The organism is Bradyrhizobium sp. OAE829 (assembly GCF_040546575.1).
In the GTDB taxonomy this organism is placed as follows: Bacteria; Pseudomonadota; Alphaproteobacteria; order Rhizobiales; family Xanthobacteraceae; genus Bradyrhizobium.
Genome location: NZ_JBEPOE010000001.1, coordinates 1,949,215 through 1,967,359 on the forward strand (window position 1 = coordinate 1,949,215; position 18,145 = coordinate 1,967,359).

Annotated in this window: 11 protein-coding genes; 3 read left to right on the forward strand and 8 right to left on the reverse strand. The window is 63.2% G+C overall.

Features of this window, described 5'->3' with window-relative positions; genetic code table 11:
• The first annotated feature begins 323 nt into the window (after window positions 1–323).
• From ABIE49_RS09465 to ABIE49_RS09480, 3 genes are all read left to right on the forward strand, one after another.
• Window positions 324–2,264, forward strand: a complete 1,941-nt coding sequence (locus ABIE49_RS09465; RefSeq protein WP_192738739.1) for a hypothetical protein — start codon at window positions 324–326, stop codon at window positions 2,262–2,264.
• Window positions 2,265–2,377: 113 nt separating this feature from the next.
• Entirely contained in the window at window positions 2,378–5,155 is a 2,778-nt protein-coding gene (locus ABIE49_RS09475) for a type I secretion system permease/ATPase (protein ID WP_192738740.1), read from the forward strand.
• Window positions 5,142–6,569 carry an HlyD family type I secretion periplasmic adaptor subunit gene (locus ABIE49_RS09480; RefSeq protein ID WP_192738741.1) on the forward strand — a complete coding sequence of 476 codons (1,428 nt, stop codon included), beginning with the start codon at window positions 5,142–5,144 and terminating at the stop codon, window positions 6,567–6,569. The genes ABIE49_RS09475 and ABIE49_RS09480 overlap by 14 nt, the downstream gene beginning before the upstream one ends.
• A 133-nt stretch (window positions 6,570–6,702) precedes the next feature.
• Here the strand turns inward: ABIE49_RS09480 and ABIE49_RS09485 are convergent, their stop codons facing one another.
• The 8 genes from ABIE49_RS09485 to ABIE49_RS09520 all read right to left on the reverse strand — a co-directional run bounded on the left by ABIE49_RS09485 (window position 6,703) and on the right by ABIE49_RS09520 (window position 18,102).
• Window positions 6,703–9,237 carry a coiled-coil domain-containing protein gene (locus tag ABIE49_RS09485; protein WP_192738742.1) on the reverse strand — a complete coding sequence of 845 codons (2,535 nt, stop codon included), beginning with the start codon at window positions 9,235–9,237 and terminating at the stop codon, window positions 6,703–6,705.
• A gap of 326 nt (window positions 9,238–9,563) precedes the next feature.
• On the reverse strand, window positions 9,564–10,163 hold the full coding sequence (locus ABIE49_RS09490; protein WP_192738743.1) for a DsrE family protein: 600 nt from the start codon (window positions 10,161–10,163) through the stop codon (window positions 9,564–9,566).
• A gap of 661 nt (window positions 10,164–10,824) precedes the next feature.
• Window positions 10,825–11,880, reverse strand: a complete 1,056-nt coding sequence (locus tag ABIE49_RS09495) for a TAXI family TRAP transporter solute-binding subunit (protein WP_192738744.1) — start codon at window positions 11,878–11,880, stop codon at window positions 10,825–10,827.
• A gap of 266 nt (window positions 11,881–12,146) precedes the next feature.
• Window positions 12,147–13,811 carry a thiamine pyrophosphate-dependent enzyme gene (locus ABIE49_RS09500; RefSeq protein WP_192738745.1) on the reverse strand — a complete coding sequence of 555 codons (1,665 nt, stop codon included), beginning with the start codon at window positions 13,809–13,811 and terminating at the stop codon, window positions 12,147–12,149.
• 32 nt (window positions 13,812–13,843) lie between these two features.
• Window positions 13,844–14,731 carry a branched-chain amino acid aminotransferase gene (locus tag ABIE49_RS09505; protein ID WP_192738746.1) on the reverse strand — a complete coding sequence of 296 codons (888 nt, stop codon included), beginning with the start codon at window positions 14,729–14,731 and terminating at the stop codon, window positions 13,844–13,846.
• A gap of 24 nt (window positions 14,732–14,755) precedes the next feature.
• Window positions 14,756–15,637: an acyl-CoA acyltransferase gene (locus ABIE49_RS09510; RefSeq protein ID WP_192738747.1), complete on the reverse strand. Its 882-nt coding sequence runs from the start codon at window positions 15,635–15,637 to the stop codon at window positions 14,756–14,758.
• A 101-nt stretch (window positions 15,638–15,738) separates the two neighbouring features.
• Window positions 15,739–16,800, reverse strand: a complete 1,062-nt coding sequence (gene metA / locus ABIE49_RS09515) for a homoserine O-succinyltransferase MetA (protein WP_192738748.1) — start codon at window positions 16,798–16,800, stop codon at window positions 15,739–15,741.
• A gap of 27 nt (window positions 16,801–16,827) precedes the next feature.
• Window positions 16,828–18,102, reverse strand: coding sequence for an O-acetylhomoserine aminocarboxypropyltransferase/cysteine synthase family protein (locus tag ABIE49_RS09520; protein WP_192738749.1), 1,275 nt, complete (start codon window positions 18,100–18,102; stop codon window positions 16,828–16,830).
• Between the last annotated feature and the right edge of the window lie 43 nt (window positions 18,103–18,145).

The window sequence follows — 18,145 nt, forward strand, 5'->3', positions numbered from 1 at the left end:
GTGTTTTGAACCGGCCTGTCGACCGCGTTTCGACGAAATATCCGCACGTATAGGGCCATATACATGTGTTTAAAATCACTTTTTGGAAGTCTTTTCGCCATCTTTGCTTACTAACCAACCGATCAGCAGTCGGGGGGGCAATTCCCACTGCATTTGGAATCCGCTCGCAGTCCGAGGGCTGCGATGCGTTGGAATCCGCTCGCAGTCCGAGCGTTGAAATGTGTTCGCGGTCCCAGACTGCGAGCAAGCAATATGTCGTGCGCCCGCTATGCGCGGCAGTGGAATTCCAACTTCAACTTCAACTTCCTGTAAAGGAGATCTTAGTGTCCACAAGCGCTTTGAACGAAGCCATCTATCAAAATACGCCTGGGAACAACGATGGATACCCGCTAGGCGTCCCTTCGAGCTGGGGCTGGTATAAGGGCGCACTTGTTGCCAACGACAACCCGCCTTCCAATTTCTCGGCTGTCACGGGATGGGGGGTGGTCTATAATCAGGCCGGAGTGCCGCTCAGCCCGAGCCCGTCGGACGACACTGTACAGATCGCGAATTTCCGTACGTATGTGCATCTCACAAATGGCGACTGGGTCCTGGTGCAAAACCAGTCGACGCAGGGCATCAGTGGGCACCATTATCTCGCTGACTTCGCTGGTAATGCAAGTGTGCCATGGCAACAGCAAAAATTGTCCGATGGCACCGTAAGCGTGGATGCGCCTACAAGCGGATACAACGACCATTTCTGGCCCACGGGGCGCGGAACTTACGCACCCGGAACGGTCGACGGCATTTTCGTCGTAGCGGAAATGAAGACCAACGATCCGAATGCGAATCTGGTGGCCCAGCTCGGCGCCGATTGGTGGGTAAGCCCCAGCGCTGGATTTGTCAGCGGATTTAACAACAATCCCTTAGCCGGGAACAGCAACTGGACCAAACTGACAACCGAATATCAGCAGGTCTATTTCACTACGCTCACTCCGGCCCAATTGACGGCAGATCCGGCGCCCGGCCTGGAGCCCGGTCCGGGGACGCCCACCACGCCCACGAATCCAACCAATCCAACCAATCCGGTAAACCTCGCACCGACAGTGACGCAGGCGTCCGCTTTACCGGGAACGGGAATCGAGCACGTCGGCGATACCATCACTTTGACGCTCGGCTTCAGCGAGGCCGTGACCGTCACCGGTAGGCCTACGCTGTCGCTCAATGATGGCGGCCAGGCCACCTATGTGGGTGGGACGGGCTCGAATACGCTCACCTTCAAAACGACGGTCGCGGCGACCGACCGCGATACCTCGGCGCTTGCCATCACCGGCGTCAATTTGGCCGGCGGGAGCATCAAGGATGCATCCGGCCTGGCGGCGAACCTTTCGGGCGCATTGAAGACCTTCACCGGTCTCCAGGTCGATGTCGATCCGATCTCACCGACGAACCCGACCTCGCCGACAAACCCGACCTCGCCGACGAACCCGACGTCTCCATCCTCGGTCGCGCCGGTCCTCGCCGTCGCGGATCACACGCTCACGGTGGCCGGCAGGGGCGGCACGATCGGCCTGGGGGTGAAGGTGTCAACGACCGATCCCAACGACAGAGTGACCGTGAACATCAGGGGATTGGCGTCGTACGAGACGATCACCGACGGCCTCGGTCACACGTTCAGTGGTAGAAACATCACCTTGACCAAGGAGCAGGTTGACAGCGGACTGACGCTGCACAACTACTACCAAGGCTCGCGTGATCCGGTCGACACAATCTGGTTGACGGCAACCGCCAAGGACCCGGTCACCGGCGCCGTTACGACATCCGCGACGCAGAGGATGACGCTGTCGGATGCTCCGTCTGCGGCCACTCCGACCACCACGACGCCGCAGACCTCCACCGTAACGACGGGCCCGATCATCAGCCCGGTGACGGCGCCGCAGCCGATCTCCGTGACGAATGCTCCTCCGGGGATTACCGCGCCCACAGCACCTGCGACCACCACGACCGCGGCCTCTTCGACGAGCCCGGGTTCGGCCCTGCTTAGCCGCATCGGGGACTTCGCCGCCGGCGGAGTTGCGACCTCTACGCCGCAAGTGATCAATGTGGGCGATCTTTCGCCCGCGACCAGCAGTCCCGCAACGTCCCTGGCCAACCAGAGCTTTGCGCTGCTGAACCAGTATATGGCCGCCAATACCGGCCGGGTCGATCCCGGTCAGATTGTGGCGGCTACAACGAATGGCACCACTCCGGGTCTGGAATCGTTCCTCACCAGACCCCCTGCCTGATCCACTTCCGCACCCGGGCGCTCGTCGCCCGGGTGCGCCGACTTCGAAATTTGGGAATGCATGAGAAGGAACATCGGAAGCGGTCGGTAGCCGCGAAGGGTTGAGTAAAAAACATGGCGATCCAGAATGGAAATGCCCACGCCGCAGATCTAGGGCTCCGAGCCCTGGCTCTGTTCCTGCGAATTCATGGCGTCAACGCTACGCCAGAGCAGCTCCGCGATCGATGCGGAAGCGACGCAATCGGCATCCGCGCAATGCTGCGCTGCGCGCGCGAGTTTGGAGTCGATCTCGGTTCGCGGACGACGCATTGGCAGCGACTTGCGGGCATCCAGCTGCCTGGAATCGCAGCGCTGCGTGACGGCGGATTTTTGCTTCTCGGAAAAATCGACGACAGGGGTGCGCTTGTGCTGCATCCGACCTGGTCAAATCCCAGGGTGATGACGCGCGCGGAATTCGAGGAAATCTGGGACGGCCGCCTGATCCTGCCCGGACCCCAGACCGTCGCCAATCGGGCACTTCATGCACTCGCCGGCCTCAGCACCCGAGGAGTTGACCTTGCGCGCCGCGCCGGGGACGTCCTGGTGCGGACCCTCGGGCCTGTGATCAGTCCCGGCGACGCCTTGATGCGCACGCGCGACACCTTGATGAAATCCCGCGATGCCTTGATGAAAGCTCGCGACACCTGGATGCGTGGAAGTTTCGCCGCGCGAGGCGATACTGCGTCCCCACCGGAGAGCACCGAAGTCGCGGTGGCGAATACCGAATCCGACAATGCCGCAGATGAATCCGCGCTCATCGCGCTGACGATATTGCTGCGTAGCCATGGTATCGCGGCCGACCCGGGTCAAATCCGCCATCGGGTAGGCGCGGCGCGCGTAGGTGTTACCGAAATCCTGCGCTGTGCCAAGGATTTCGGGCTCAAGGCACGGGTACAAAAGACGAGCTGGAGCCGGCTTGCGGTTACCCCGCTGCCGGGAATCGCCGTGCTGCGCGACGGCGGATTTCTGATCCTCGGCAAGGTGATCGAGGACAATCTCCTTGTTCAGCGCCCGTTGTCGCCCCGGCCCGAAACAATAACGCAGGCTGAACTGGAGGCCATCTGGGACGGCGACATCATCCTGATGGCCCGGCGCGCGACCCTGACGGACCTCTCCCGTCGCTTCGATATCGGCTGGTTTGTCGGCGCAGTCCACAAGTATCGCAGCCTGCTCAGCGAGGTGCTGGTCGCCTCCTTCTTCATTCAGATCTTTGCCGTCGTCTCACCGCTGTTCTTCCAGGTGGTTATCGACAAGGTGCTCGTGCATCGAAGCATGAGCACGCTCGACGTGCTGATCATTGGCCTGGTCGCCCTCACCGTCTTCGAGGCCATTCTCGAAACGCTGCGCGTCTATCTGTTCGCGCATACGACAAACCGTATCGACGTCGAACTCGGCGCCCGGCTGTTTCGCCACCTGATGGCGCTGCCGATCGCCTACTTCCAGACCCGCCGCGTCGGCGATTCGGTGGCACGCGTCCGCGAGCTCGAGAATATCCGTCAGTTCCTGACGAGCTCGGCGCTTACGCTGGTCATAGACCTGCTGTTCACGGTCGTTTTCCTTGCGGTAATGTTCTACTACTCGACGACGTTGACGCTGATCGTCCTGGCGTCCTTCCCGTTCTACATCGGGATCTCCGCGGGAGTTGCGCCGCTGTTTCGGAGGCGGCTCGATGAGAAGTTCAATCGCGGTTCCGAGAATCAGGCCTTCCTGGTCGAGAGCGTCACGGGCGTCGAAACCCTGAAGGCCATGGCAGTCGAGCCGCAGATGCAACGCCGCTGGGAGGAGCAGCTCGCCGGCTATGTGGCCGCAAGCTTCCGCGTCCTCAGCCTGAACAATACGGCAAGCCAGGCTGTCCAGATGATCAACAAGCTGGTCATCGCGGCAATCCTTTACTTCGGCGCCCGGCTGGTGATCGGCGGGGAGCTGACGGTCGGCGAGCTCGTCGCGTTCAACATGCTGGCCGCGCGCGTCAGCACGCCGGTGCTGCGGCTCGCACAGATCTGGCAGGATTTCCATCAGGCCCGACTGTCGATCGATCGGCTCGGCGACATCCTCAACACCCTGCCCGAGCCGAGCTTCAATCCCGGCCGCGCCGCGCTGCCGGCGATCCGCGGCAAGGTCACATTCGAGCACGCGACCTTCCGCTACCGCCTCGACGGCCCCGAGGTACTGCACAACGTCTCCTTCAGCGTCGAGCCTGGCCAGGTCGTCGGCATCGTGGGTTCGTCGGGCTCGGGCAAGAGCACCATCACCAAGCTGATCCAGCGCCTCTATGTGCCGGAGAGCGGACGCGTGCTGGTCGACGGCGTCGATCTCGCGATGGTCGATCTGAGCTGGCTGCGACGACAGATCGGTGTCGTGCTGCAGGAGAACGTGCTCTTCAACCGCTCGGTTCGCGAGAACATCGCGCTCGCCGATCCGTCCATGTCGATGGAGCGGGTCATCGAGGCGGCATCGCTCGCCGGCGCTCACGACTTCATCCTTGAGCTGCCCGAGGGCTATGACACCGTGGTGGGCGAACGCGGCAGCAGCCTGTCCGGCGGACAGCGCCAGCGTATCGCGATCGCGCGCGCACTTATCACCGATCCGCGCATCCTCATCTTCGACGAGGCGACGAGCGCCCTGGACTACGAAAGCGAGCGCGCCATCCAGCAGAACATGAAACAGATTTCTGCCGGACGGACCGTCTTCGTCATCGCGCACCGGCTCTCTACCGTGCGCAATGCGAACCGGATCATCACGATCGAGCATGGTCGGATCGTTGAGGACGGCAGCCATGATGAGCTGATCCGCACCAACGGCCGTTACGCGAACCTCCACTATTTGCAGGCTGGTATCCATGACGTCCGCTAACCGAAACGTCGTTGCATTTCCGAGAGCCGAAGTTCGCCGGCGCGAGAACGAAATTGCGTTCCTGCCGGCAGCTCTCGAAATCACCGAATCGCCTCCGTCGCCGATCGGGCGTGCGATCGGGGCGAGCATCATCGCGCTCTTCTGCGTCGCGCTGGCTTGGGCCTCGCTCGGCAGCGTCGATATCGTCGCCACCGCGACAGGCAAGATCGTGCCGGGTGGGCGCACAAAGCTGATCCAGCCGTTCGAAACGGGCGTTGTCCGCGCCATCCAGGTGCGCGACGGACAGCGCGTCAAGGCCGGCGACGTCCTGATCGAGCTCGACCCGACGATGACGGAAGCCGACCAGGAGCGCCAGAAGAGCGATCTCCTTGCGGCCGAGCTCGAAGTCGCGCGGCTGCGCGCGGCACTGGCGGCGGACCCGCTCGCCGCCTTCCGGCCGCCGCAAAGCGCAAGCGCTGCCGAGGTCGAAATGCATCGCCAGTTCCTGATCAGCCAGCGCGCCGAACAGAACGCCAAGCTCGCGGAGATCGAGCGCCAGCTGGGTCAGAAGGAAGCGGAACGAGCAACCACGTCGGCGAGCGCGGCGAAGCTGCAGGCGACGATACCGGTGCTGCAGGAGCGCGTCGACATCCGCAAAGGCCTCGTCGAGAAGGCACTGGCCTCGAAGGTCATCTATCTCTCGGAGTTCCAGGAGCTGGTCGGCCTTCAGCAGGACCTCCTCTTGCAGCAAAGTCGACTGCTCGAAGCCGACGCGGCCACCGCGCTGCTGAAGGAAACAAAGGAAAGGACCGCAGCGGAGTTTCGTCGCACGACCTATGACGCACTCGCGAAGGCCGAGCAGAAGGCTGCGAGCGCCGCGCAGGAGGTGGTCAAGGCGGATCGGCGCACGAAACTACAGCGCTTGACCGCACCGGTCGACGGTATCGTGCAGCAGCTTGCCGTTCATACGGTGGGAGGCGTGGTGACGCCGGCGCAGGCGCTGGCCGTGGTAGTTCCGAGCGACAGCCAGCTCGAGATCGAGGCCATGCTCTCCAATCGCGACATTGGCTTCGTTCATCCGGGACTGAAGGCCGAGATCAAGGTCGACACGTTCAACTTCACGCGTTATGGGCTCCTTCATGGCGACGTGATCAGCGTGTCGTCGGATGCCATCACGCGCGACAGGCCGCAGAGCGGTTCGAGTGACCGGGGATCGGGTACAGCGCAGAGCAGCAGTGAGCCGAAAGGTCAGGAGCTGGAATATGCCGCGCGCATTTCGCTCGACCGTCCGGAGATGCAGGTGGAGGACAAGCTCGTCAAGCTCGGCCCCGGAATGGCGGTGACGGTCGAAATCAAGACCGGCACGCGCAGGATCATCAGCTACCTTCTGTCGCCACTGGCGCGATACAAGCAGGAGTCGATGCGAGAGCGGTAGGCGAACGCTATCGATGAGCCTTGCGGGCAACAATTGCCCGTAAGGCGCTTGCCGATTTCGAACGAAGCACGTGCCGGGAGATGCCGGCCGTGGAGACGATTGCGCGGATGTCGCCGGTCGACTGGCATAAGTGCTAGCGACGCAGCGCCTCCAGCCGCGCTTTCGCCTCCTGGATTCCTGCGGCGTCGGCCCTGGCATACAGGCCCTGCGCCTTGCTCGCATCGCCGCGCGTGCCTTGAGTTTTCCATTTCGCAAGGATCAATGGGTCGTAAGTTTCTGCCAGCGCGAAGCTCGCCTGGGCGCTGCCCATCTCGACGGCGCGCTCGAGTACAAGCCGCGCCGCGCCTATATCGCCCTGCCGGAGCAGCGCGGCCGCGCGCGCAACCAACCCTGTCGCCACCGCGGCTTGCTCGGAATCGAGCTGGGCATCGCCACGCGCGGGCGCTGCTGGTGTCCACTCGGCACGCGCCTCTGCAAGATCCTGCTGCAACCACGCGGGCCGCTCGCGCTGGTCCTGTGCCGATTTGCGAGGCAACGGCGCGCTGTTTGCAGCCGACTCTCTGAGTTCCGCCGCTTCGCCTCCAGCTTTGCGGGCCTGCGCCTTGTACGCATAGATCGCGCTCCGCGTCATCGAGAGGCCTTCAAGGAAATCGGCCGTTTCGTGCTCTTTCTGCGTCGATCGCCTCAACTCCGCGGCACTGGCTACCGTCGCCTGCTTTCGCCGGCTAGCTTCCTCGTCGGCCTTTGCCGCCAGCGCGGTCTGGATCTCGACATCACGCCGCGCCGCCGCGAGATCCTGCTCCAGCCGCAGGGTCCGCTCGCGCTCCTGTTGCAGGGACTTATGCAGCTCCGCCGCACCGCTCTCCGCCGCCGCTTTCAACCGGGACGTTTCCGCGCCTGCCCTCGTCGCCAGCGCGGTCTGGGTCTCGACATCACGCCGCGCCGTCGCCAGCTCCTGCTCCAGCCGCGCGGAACGCTCGCGCTCCTGTTGCCGGGACTTCTGCAGTTCCGCCGCGCCGGTCTCCCCCGCCGCTTTCAGCCGGGAGGTTTCCGCGCCTGCCTTCGTCGCCAGCGCGGTCTGGGTCTCGACATCACGCCGCGCCGTCGCCAGCTCCTGCTCCAGCCGCGCGGATCGCTCGCGCTCCTGTTGCCGGGACTTCTGCAGTTCCGCCGCACCGCTCTCCCCCGCCGCTTTCAGCCGGGAGGTTTCCTCGCCTGCTTTCGTCGCCAGCGCGGTCTGGGTCTCGACCTCACGCCGCGCCGTCGCCAGCTCCTGCTCCAGCCGCGCGGATCGCTCGCGCTCCTGTTGCCGGGACTTCTGCAGCTCTGCCGCACCGCTCTCCCCCGCCGCTTTCAGCCGGGAAGTTTCCTCGCCCGCCTTCGTCGCCAGCGCGGTCTGGGTCTCGAGATCACGCTGCGCCGTCGCCAGATCCTGCTCCAGCCGCGCGGATCGCTCACGCTCCTGTTGCCGGGCCTTCTGCAGCTCCGCCGCGCCGCTCTCCCGTTCCTGTTTCAGCCGGAACGCTTCCTCACCCGCTTTCGCCGCCAGCGCAGCCTGGGTCTCGACGTCACGTCGGGCCACCGCAAGATCCAGCTCCAGACGTGAAAACCGCTCGCGCTCGTCCGCAGCGGCCTTGCCAGGCGACGGCGCGCCGATTGCAGCGGCTTGCCTGAGCTCCGCCGCTTCGTCTCCAGCTTTGCGGGCCTGAGCCTCGTATGCATAGATCGCGCTCCGCGACAGGGAGAGGTCTTGTGCCAGCGCGTCGGCCCTTGCACGCGACTGCCTCAGTTCGGCAGCCCCGGCTTCCGCTGCCTGCTTCCGTTGCAAAACCTCCTCGCTCGCCTTTGCCGCCAGCGCGGCGTGGGTCTCGACATCATTCCGCGCTGCCGCAAGATCCTGCTCCAGCCGGGCGGATCGCTCGCGCTCCTGGTGCAGGGACCTCTGCAGCTCCGCGCCGCTCTCCCCCGCCGCTTTCAGCAGGGCAGTTTCCTCACCCGCTTTCTTCGCCAGCGCGGTCAGGGTCTCGACATCATTCCGCACCGTCGCCAGATCCTGCTCCAGCCGCGCGGACCGCTCGCGCTCCTGTTGCAGGGACTTCTGCAGCTCCGCAGCGATGCTCTCCCCCGCCTGTTTCGACCGGGAAGCTTCCTCACCTGCCTTTGTAGCCAATGCGGTCTGGGTCCCGACATCGCGTCGCGCCGCCGCGAGATCCTGCTTCAGTCGCTCCGCCAGCTCAAGCGCCTGTTGCAGGGAGTTCTGCGACTCCGCCGCACCGCTCGGCGCAGCCTGCCTCATGCGCGCGGCTTCTTCGGCCGCTTTAGCCGCCAGCGCGCTCTGGGTTTCGACATCCCTTCGCGCCGCCGCAAGACCCTGCTCCAGCCTCTCGGCCCGATCGCGCTCCTGCTCGAGACGTTGCAGCAACTCGATATCGCGTCGTGAATTGGTGAGTTCGCGAGACAGGGTCTCCGCCCAGTGAAGTTCCTGTTCCGGAGACTGCCTTGTGTCGCCGATCGTCGCTTGGACAACCTGCACCGATCTGTCGTCGCCGGCTCGGCTCGGCGGCAAGGCAACCGACAAGGCAACCGACAAGGCTACTGAATCGTCATCACCTTCCGTTCCAACAGAATCGAGATTGCGGGCAGCCGTCACCAGCTGCGCATCCGCCAACGGTCGCTCCCGATCGGAGGACGCCTGCGTTTCCGACGCCCATGTCATTGCGAGCATAGCAGCGGCCATCCACAGGGGCGCGGATCGTCCGGGCGCGGGCAGCTGCCTCCTCTGCATTGTCTTCTGCGCAAACGGCGTGGTATCCGAATCGTTGCGCGACGCGCTTGCGATATCGGAGACGGTATTTGATCCGTCACTGAGAATAACCGTGCGGCCCATCTGCAATCACCGTCGCTTGGCGATGCGACCTGTTCAGGTCGCGCTATAATGCGCTCCGCCGCCATGCAAATCCTAGGGTTCGCATGGCGGACCCCACCCCTTTCGGGTCAGGGTTTTACATAGGACCACCCCTTCTCCTGCAGCTCCATCACGCGCACGACGCCTGACTTCACCACCTCCGCCTGACGAACAATCGGGATGCTCTTGTTCTCGGCCTTGTGCATTCTTTCCTGAGTATTGCCGCAGGCCTTGAACGATACCTCCGGCGTGCTCAGCGCCATCTCCTCGATACGTGCCTTTACCGGCGAGGTGTCATCGCGCAGCATGTGCAGGCCGGGCCCGAACGTGACCACCTCGATCTTCACCTTCTCGCCGGCATCCTTGTAGTACTGCGCGACGTTCGTGGCGTTGTTGAGTGCGAGATTCATGGCGGCAGGGTCGTTCGTGTTCACCTGCAAGATCAAACGGTGCGCTTTGGAGTCGGCAAGCCGAGCGTTGGCGGCGAGAGGGGATCGTGCCTTCTTTTGTTTGGTTGCTTTGTTATGTGTGGTGGCCTTAGCCGCAATGCGCTGATGGGGCGTAGCGGGCTCCGTCGTTGTCGGCACCCAGTACCGTCCGCCTTGCTCCGCCGCAGCGAGTGGCGCGGCGAACAGCAACGTTGCGGCCGCCATGGTGATTACCCGCGCAATATATTGAAACATGCTCATTATGCCTCTCCTGTCGATACACGTCATTGGACTGCTCATCCGTTGGGTTTCGTGGCTGGATGTGGCCACCTGCACACTGTGGCCAACTTCGCACGCACCGCCTCCAACCCGCCTAGCGAGAACACTGCATCCAGAGCAGTCCCCATCCGGGATGTAAGGTGAATACTGAGGCTTCCGCTGTCTGGAAGGGACTGCAGCAACCGAACAACGTCGCCCCCGAACGCCACTCCGATTCCCGAGGTCGGCACAGCTGCCGCGATCTGCAGCCCCTGACCGTCGTTGACGCGATAGGAAATCGTATAATCGTTGCCGCGACCGGGAACGCCGGGCCCGGCGACCACCAGTTCGCTCCGCCCGCCGCGGCATCGAATCGAAAGCTTCACTCCGGATTCGCCCGCACCATCGCGTGACGATGTTGTGGCGGTAGCGACCGGTGAATAGTCGACGGGTGAGATCGTCACGCTAATGATCCAGTTATTTCCCTGGTTCGCCTGACGAGGCGCCGTGGTCCGCGGCGCCCTCTCGGGGCACTCCAGGCCTGCTGCGCGTTCCGCCGGGGAACAATCGTGAAGCTGCGCTGTCGGATGATCTTTTGTCCCCTGCGCCAAAGCAGTGCCACTTGCGAGCGTGATTCCAGCCACGAACAGACCGGCCGCGCGTCTCATTGCGATGCATGCGCAGCACGCGGCCCACGATCGAGCCATGCCTGCGCCGCAGGGAAGCGCGCAAGACCAGGAACGGTAGCCGCGAGATTGATCGATTTCCACTTCTGGTCGAAGCCAGGCTGCTGCAACTTTTCAATCCGGGAGAACAGATGGTCCACGAAGCGCGCTAGCCGCTCGTAGCGGTTCGATTTGGCTGGAAAATTGAAGGCGACGAGCGCGGTCGGCACCGCAATCGTCGTTACGCGTTCGCCCTGCTTGATCAGATTGGGGTATTCTGCGGCATCGAGCGCGGCGGGAAGATAATAGTCCTCGAACTTGCGGTCATAGGGGACGGGCAGGAACTTGAACCCCGCCTCCCAGCGGCCGCGCACGAAGGCATCCACCGGCTTCGAGGTAATGAAGACGACCGCGGCCATTTCGCCCTTGCGCATCTGCTCGAGCGCGATCTGATGCGGGATGAAGGTCTTTTCCACATCGAGGCCCAGACGACTGAAGATCAGCGGCCCCGAATAGGCCGCCGCGGTGCCCTGGGTATTGAAGTTCACCTTCTTGCCGACAAGATCGTTCAGGCTCTGAATCTCGGGACGAACGAAGATATGAAGCTCGGACGGAAACAAGTTCAGCACATAGGCCAGCCGTTGCTGAATATCGGGCACCTGGCTCTTGTATTCCTCAAGCACGTCGGAATTGATGATGGCGGCATCGATGCCGCGCAAGTAAAGCAGCGAGTTCACATTTTCCGTGGCTCCGCGCGTCACGATCGGAAGGACATGCAGTTTGTCACCATCATCGACGACGCGGGCTACTTCGGCCGCCAGACGGATGGGCGCGCCCTCGAGAAGGCCTCCGGCGAGGCCAACCGTCCAGGCGTTCATCGTCACTTGCGGCTTTTGCGCCGGCACCTGTCGCAATTGACGCGTAGCAGGTTGCGTCTGTGCATCCACCTCGGACGGCTGAACGACCGTGAGCAGCGGGGCGAGCGCCGCCAGCACAAGCAGTTTGCGCAACGCAGCTTTTGCGTGCCGCGCCCCAACCGCAATCACCTGTCCCATGGTGATATCCTTTCTAATCCGTCGTTGCGCGATTTATGCCCCTTCGCCTGCGCATCCTATTCCCTGCATTAGGGAATCACACCTACCCTTCCGGGCTATGCTCTGCACGGAGCCTCATCATGTGAACAGATTGACGGCACGAATGGGTATCGGCTCCCGCGCTCCATCAATGCGCAGCTGATATCCGTAGGTAACCCTTCAGAGGTACACCTAGCGGACCCAATCAGCACATTAGGCGCTCGCGGCCCGAGGGCCGCAGATAAACCCTACCGGCGCTCCGATGCATCAGCGCGCGCGGCAGCGAGGGATCGATCGGGAGTTTGGCGTACATCAGATCGAACTTCGATCACTGCGGGGCCCTTGGCCGACATTGCTTCTGCGACGACCTCGGCTGCCTGCGCCGCGTTCGTAATCGTATAGCCCTGCGCTCCGAATGCGCGGGCAAGGGCCGCAAAGTCGGGGTTGGACAGGTCGGTACCGCAAGGACGCTGCGGAAACGCTTTCTCCTGATACGAACGGATGGTGCCGTACGATTGGTTGTTGGAGATCACAATCTTGATATTGAGCCGGCGGGCAACCGCAGTTGCCAGCTCGTTCCCGGTCATCAGGAAACCGCCGTCTCCGCAGAACGCGATCACCTGATTGTTCGGATAACGAAGGCTCGCGCTCAATGCAGAAGGAACACCACTGCCCATCGCGCCGCAGGCGGAGCCGAGCAGCCGGGCCGACGGCTGGAAGCGGAATATGCGGTGTACCCAGGCGGCGAAGTTGCCGGAGTCGGTCGTCACGATACCATCTGCCGGGAAGCGCTTGGCGATGGCCGCAACGGCATGCCCGAAGACATCGGCGATCGGGATACCCGGCTCGGGCCATGCGTGCACCGCCTCTCGGGCTTTCGCCACGGCTTCGATCCACCCACCGCGCTCGCGCGACACGACCGGCAAGTCGAGCCAGGATTTCAAGAACGGATGCGCCGACGCGACGATTGGAAGATCCGTATGAAAGTGAGTCCCGATCGCATTCGGATCGGGATAGACGTGAACCAGAGGCTGAGACGGCGGCGATTGTCGCGGAAACCGAAAGCCCAAGGACGACAGGTCGCCGAGCCGCGTTCCAATCGCAACGATCAGATCCGCTTGCTCAAAGAGCGCAACATGCGCCGGCGACGTGAAGAAGCCAAGCTGACCAATCCAGAGCCGGTGATCATTCGGAAACAGATCCTGCATCTTGTTGGTGGCGGCGACCGGTACATTCCAGCGCTCGCTCAGCGCAATCAAATCCATACGAAATTCCGCGGTGCGACACTCTCCTCCGACCAGCAGGATCGGTCGCTCCGCCTTGCCAAGCATGACGGTCGCCTGCTCGATGGCGGCCCGGCTGGGCTCGGCTCGCGCGACGCCGTGAACCCTGGCGGAGAGCGGACCCGCCTCCATCTCGAGAACGTCTTCCGGAAGCTCGATCACCACCGGCCCGGGCGTGCCGCCAAGCGCCACGGAGAATGCGCGCGCCATCATCTCGGGCAGCTGGGCCGCCGAATCGATTCTGGTGGACCACTTGATAAGGCCACTGAACGCCCGCCCCGTGTCGATCTCCTGCACTGCGTCGCGATTCAGCTCAAACGTACCGACCTGACCAACGAGCAATACGAGGGGTATCGCCTCCTGCGAAGCCACATGCAGACCAAGCGCCGCGTTGGATGCCCCCGGCCCGCGGCTTACCATCACCACGCCGGCCCGGCCGGTAAGCTTGGCGTCGGCAACTGCGGCAAGGCTGGCGCTTCCCTCGTGGCGGCAAGTCACGAGATCGATCTCGTCGCGCTCGTACAGAGCGTCAAGGAGCGCAAGAAAGCTTTCGCCGGGTACGCTAAATGCCCGGTCGACGCCGTGCGCGATCAGAGAATCCACGAGCAGATCGGCAACTCGAAAAGCCATGCGACTTGATCTCGGTTGAAAGGTCATCATCATCACGCCGCAAGCTTTACCGCGTGCGCAAATTCCCAATACAGCTTCCGCGCGCGCGTATAGAACGGCCCGGGCGTAAGCTGCCGATCGTCGATCCGAATGACGGGCGCAACCTTGGCAAAATTGCCGGACGAGAAGATCTCGTCCGCGGCAAGGAAATCGGCATAGCGCAGCGTGGCCTCCACCACGGTGGCGCCCGAACCGCGCAGGAGTTCGATCACCCGCTGCCGGGTGATGCCGTTCAGGAAGGTGCCGTTCGGCGCCGGCGTGTAGACGACACCGTCCTTCGCCATGAACACGTTGGCATTGCCGAACTCCGCGACATTGCCGAGCATGTCCAGCATCAGGCAGTTCTGGAAGCCGCGCGAGGCGGCCTCGATCAGAGCCCGCGAACAGTTCGGGTAGAGACAGGCGGCCTTGGCATCGACCGGCGCGCATTCGGCGGTCGGTCTGCGGAACGGCGACAGTGTGATCGCGTTGCCGACAGGCTTCGGGAGCGGCGCTTCGTAGATGCTAAGGCACCAGTCCATCGTCTCCGGATCGAACAGCACGCCGCCGCCCACGCCATTCTGCGGCCAATACATCGGGCGAACGTAGAGTTCGGCATTGGGCGCGAAGTGCGCGATGCCTTCGCGCGCCAGACCCAGCCACGTGTCGAGATCGACGATCGGCTTGAGCCCGAAGTTGAGCGCGGATTGGTTGACGCGGGCGCAATGGCGGTCGAGATCGGGCGCAACGCCTTCGAACGCGCGTGCGCCATCGAACACGGTCGAGCCGAGCCAAAGCCCATGGGTGCGTGGCCCCATGATCGGCACATTACCCTCGTGCCATTGGCCTTGGTAGAATGTCCATGTCTGCGAATGGCTGACGGACTTGCTGTTGGGAATCATGACGGGTCTCCATTGGCAGCAGAGTTACGGTCCATAGATCACCAGCTCGGTATCCGACAGATCGGCAAGCCGGGGGCACCGCGGACCCTTGAAGTATTTGCGACCGCGCTCTCCCCTGTAGAAGCCGACCAGATCCTTCATGCGGCCGTTGGCGTCGAGGGCGACCAGGATCCGGCCACGCCGGAGCAGGAAGCGGCCGATGGCGCCGGCGCAGGCGACATAGTCGGCCACGTCGGGGCAATAGATCAGCCGCATCGCTGGCACGGGTATTCCGCGTTTGCGCATCGGCTGCAGGACGAAGGGGTAACCGCGGCCGTCGCCCGCGCGGCACACCAGGCTCAGGCAGCCGTAGCCCGCGTGCCGCGCAAGCAGCGCGACGTCGGCGTCGGACAAGCCGCCCACCGCATGCGTGCCCTGCTGAACGACTTCGACGCGCATACTCCTCGTCGGACGCGACAGCGTCGGAAAGGAGAAGAACAAGCCGCCGCAATAGGGGCGGAATCCCTGGGCCTCAATTGTCCGCCAGGTTGAGAAGGCCGGGCTGATGTTGACGTAGGTGACGCGCTTGTGGCGCTGCGCGACGCTGGTCAGCATCGGCGCATAGTTGCGGAACGCAGGTTCCACATACCAGCTGGAGAGATTGCAGCGGATCGAGGTTCCGCCGTCATCGTCGCGCTCCGTGTAGATCAACAGCAGAACGCCGACGGGCATCCCATCATTGTCGAGCATGTACCCGAAGCGGGGGAAACCATCGGGTACCTCGCGCACGGAAGCGCGCTGGAGCCCGTCCATCCAGTAGTCGCGCGAACGGCGTGCAAAGCCACGCGTCAGAAGATCGGCGATGGCAGCAAGGTCGGCCGGTCCTATCTCGCGGCATCGGATCACGGTCCGAACTCCATCATACAATCCGCTCTCGCTTCTTCGTCGGCAGGTCGTCGAGCGAGAGCCCGGCTAGCGGATCGCGGCCGCTGCTCCGGTTCTCCATGTTGCCCGCACGCACCCATGATCTACGCCGCGGCAGGCCTGGGCCTCGTTCGATAACTTCCGTTGAAGGCAAACGGCTTTGAGCGTCCAGCTCGCTGCGAGGCCATGTACAGCAGCCAGTTGCGGTATACGCGCCGTGCCGGCGGATGCCAGGCGTTTCTCAAATCCTTCGCCACTTGGTCGACCGGGAAATCGGCAAAAAGCTCCGGACTTCTGTCGGAAAGGGCTTTGCGCCGGAAGGCCGTCAGAATCTCTTCCGCCTCCGAGGCGAAATAGCCGCTCGGTATCGTCGGACAGACCTCGCTCTCGCTCCGGAGGAAACGACCCATGTCCCTTCTGAATTCAGCCAACAGGCTGTGGGTGTCGTACTCCGGATGGCCCTGGAAATTGACGAAGAGGCTCTTCCTCTGTTGCTTGACGAAGCAGTCGACGCCGGCCTCTGCCGACTTGGTGAGAACGGAATATCCGCAGCTCTCGACAGCCCTCTCCTGCACCTCGTTCCACCGGGCGTGCGGCGTTCTGAAGGTCGCCGGAACGTTGCGCATCAAGGGATGATCTCTCGTCTTCGTTTGAGCGAAGACGCCGATGCATTTGGCAGGCAGCTTGTGGCGCTCCACACCATCCAGGTGCAGGACGGCCCCATGGACGGCCAGACAGGAAAACACCGACGACACGGTGCTCTCCCTGGCCCAATCGATAATTTGGACGAAGCTGGACCAGTATGGTTCTTCCGGCAGGCTGGCGGCTCTCGGTTCGGCGCCGGTCACGATCACACCGTCCAGGCGCCTGTTCAGCAGATCGTCGGTGCCACGGTAGTAGCGACGCACGTAATCGCGCCCCCAGTCCGAACGGGGCGTCGTCTCCATCGTGTAGAAATGCAGCCTGACCAGGAGCTCGCCGGCGGCCGCGCCGAGCAGGTCGAACAGCTGGCGCTCGGTGGACATCAAGGCGGCATCCGACATGTTGTTGATCAGCCCGATGTCGAGGCATTCCTTCCGGCTTCCGGGGGACTCAGCGCCGCTTCCGTTCCGCGCTCTTGAGAAAAGGTGGTGTTCGTACGAGTCTATATTTACAAGGACGGGCATCTGAATGCCTTCATGGTTGACCTGCACTCAATCTGTGGCACGGAGCGCCTGATCGAGGTCGGCGATGATGTCGTCGGCGTGCTCGATACCAACGCTCAGCCTGATCATCTCGGGCCGCACGCCGGCCCTTTCCTGCTCTTCGAGCGACATCTGCCGGTGGGTGGTCGATGCCGGGTGGCAGGCAAGCGATTTGGCGTCCCCGATATTGACCAGCCGCTTGAACAGTTTCAGCGCGTCGTAGAACCGCTTGCTGGCCTCGAACCCTCCAGCCACGCCGAAGGTCAGCAGCGAACACGCACGGCCGCCCAGATATTTCTGCGTCAGCGCGTGATAGGGGTTATCGTCAAAGCCCGCGTAGTTGACCCATCCGACGCGGCGGTCGTCGCGCAGAAACCGCGCGACCTTCTCGGCATTCTCGACGTGCCGCTCGATCCGCACCGCGACGCTCTCGATGCCCTGGAGCAGCAGGAACGCGTTAAAGGGCGACAGGATGGAGCCGGTGGTCCGCTGGGAGACGGCGCGGCAGCGGGCGATGTAGGCGGCGGCCCCATAGCGCTCGGTGAAGACCATCCCGTGGTAGGATTTCTCCGGCTCGTTCAGCATCGGAAAGCGCCGGGCATGCTTCGCCCATGGGAACCTGCCGCTATCGACGATGATTCCGCCGAGCGTGGTGCCGTGCCCGCCCATGAACTTCGTCAGCGACTCGACCACGATGTCCGCTCCGTATTCGATCGGCCTGAGCAGGATCGGGGTAGGAACCGTGTTGTCGACGATCAGCGGCACGCCATGCCTGTGGGCGACCTCGGCTATCGCTTCGATGTCGCAAACGTTTCCGGCCGGATTTCCCACGCTCTCGCAGAACACCGCACGCGTATCGTCGTCGATCAGTTTCTCCATGCTCGCCGGACTGTCGTCTTCCGAGAACCGGACCGTGATGCCCTGCCTTGGCAGGATGTGCGCGAACAGCGTATGCGTGGTGCCGTAGAGCTGCGGGACCGAGACGATGTTGCTGCCCATCTCCGCGATGTTGACCACCGAATAGTTCACCGCGGCCTGGCCACACGCCACGCTCATCGCCTCGACGCCTCCTTCCAGGGCGGCAACGCGCTTCTCCAGCACCGCGTTGGTCGGATTGCCGATCCGCGTGTAGCGAAAGCCGTCCACTTCGAGGTTGAAGAGCGCCGCGCCATGGTCGGCACTGTCGAATGCGTACGAGGCGGTCTGATAGATCGGCACGGCGACGGCTTTGGTGGTCGGATCGTTGTCGAAGCCGCCGTGTACGGCAAGGGTCTCTCTTTTCATGGAGGTTGGCCCTTCGGCTCTTCTGTCGCGGGCTACCTCGGGA